We start from the raw sequence: 1,225 nt of genomic DNA, 5'->3' as shown, positions 1-1,225 counted from the left end.
CTTGGCAAGGCGATGCTCTACCACTGAGCCACTTCCGCACTGGTGCCCAGAGGCGGAATCGAACCACCGACACGAGGATTTTCAGTCCTCTGCTCTACCGACTGAGCTATCTGGGCGCATTTTTCAACTTTATGGGTTAACTGCTACATTTGATAGTATACAATATTGTTTTTATAATGTCAATAGGTTTTCCAATTTCCCCATTTCAAATATTTGAAATGGGGAGTTAACCTATTAACTTTTTTAGATCATCTTTAGAAAAATTGTATTTTTTATTACAAAAATGGCATACTATTTCGGCTTTTTCATCTTCTTCTATTATGCTATTTATCTCCTCTTTGCCAAGACTTAGCAATACTCCTTCAATTTTATCTCGGCTACAATTGCATTTATATTCAATTTGATTTTTCTCTAGAATTTCCATTTCAAACTCACCAAATAAGGTTTCCATCACTTGTTCTGGTGATAAGCCTTGATCTATTAGAGTGGAAATAGGTTTTGCTTTCTTTAAAATTTCTTCTACCCTGTCTATATCCTCATCTTCTACTCCAGGAAGAAGCTGCAATATATACCCTCCAGCTGCTCTTACTGATATATCTTTATCTACCAATACACCTAAATTTATAGCAGAAGGTTGTTGTTCTGATAGATGAAAATAATGGACTAAATCCTCTGCAATTTCACCAGAAACTAAGTTAGCATATCCAATATAGGGTTCTTTTAATCCTAAATCCTTAATTATTGCCAATTGCCCATTATGCCCTACTATTCCTCCTACATCTAGCTTACCATCAGGTCTACTTGGCAAATCTGCATAAGGATTATCAACATATCCTTTTACCTGCCCTTTATTAGTTGATACAGCTATTATACTTCCTATAGGTCCATCACCTTTTACTTTAAAGGTTAAGATGTCCTTTTCACCTTTCATGGTAATTCCTAATATAGCTGCTGCTGTTAATACTCTGCCTAAGGCTGCCGTAGCTGTTGGAGAGGTTCCATGAGTCCTTCTTGCTTCTTCTACCATTTGAGTAGTAGTTGCTACAAACAATCTAATATTACCTTTTTTATCTACTCCTCGGATAATGTAGTCTTTCATAAACATACTCCTTTAGATAAAATATTTAAAGCCCCTGTTAAGGGGCTTAATTTGCTACCGTTATAAAACATATAATAGAGAATCAGGTTTATAGTTTAATAACATTAGTAGCTTGAGGACCTTTTT

1 protein-coding gene and 1 tRNA gene are annotated in these 1,225 nt (G+C 35.5%); both read right to left on the bottom strand.

What is annotated here, in order from left to right:
- Nucleotides 1-40: 40 nt before the first annotated feature.
- Nucleotides 41-116, bottom strand: a tRNA-Phe gene (locus C3E89_RS07560).
- A 110-nt stretch (nucleotides 117-226) separates the two neighbouring features.
- Nucleotides 227-1,099, bottom strand: coding sequence for an Hsp33 family molecular chaperone HslO (gene hslO, locus C3E89_RS07555; protein WP_236911841.1), 873 nt, complete (start codon nucleotides 1,097-1,099; stop codon nucleotides 227-229).
- Nucleotides 1,100-1,225: the final 126 nt, after the last annotated feature.

The sequence above is a fragment of the Clostridium sp. Cult1 genome (assembly GCF_021655095.1).
Classification (GTDB): Bacteria; Bacillota; Clostridia; order Tissierellales; family Tepidimicrobiaceae; genus Schnuerera.
Note: the sequence above shows the minus strand (reverse complement) of the source record. Positions and strands in the feature narration are given on the sequence as shown.

Coding starts and splice junctions, on each gene's coding strand:
- hslO (WP_236911841.1), bottom strand. CDS start 1,099: ATGAAAGACTACATTATCCGAGGAGTAGATAAAAAAGGTAATATTAGA.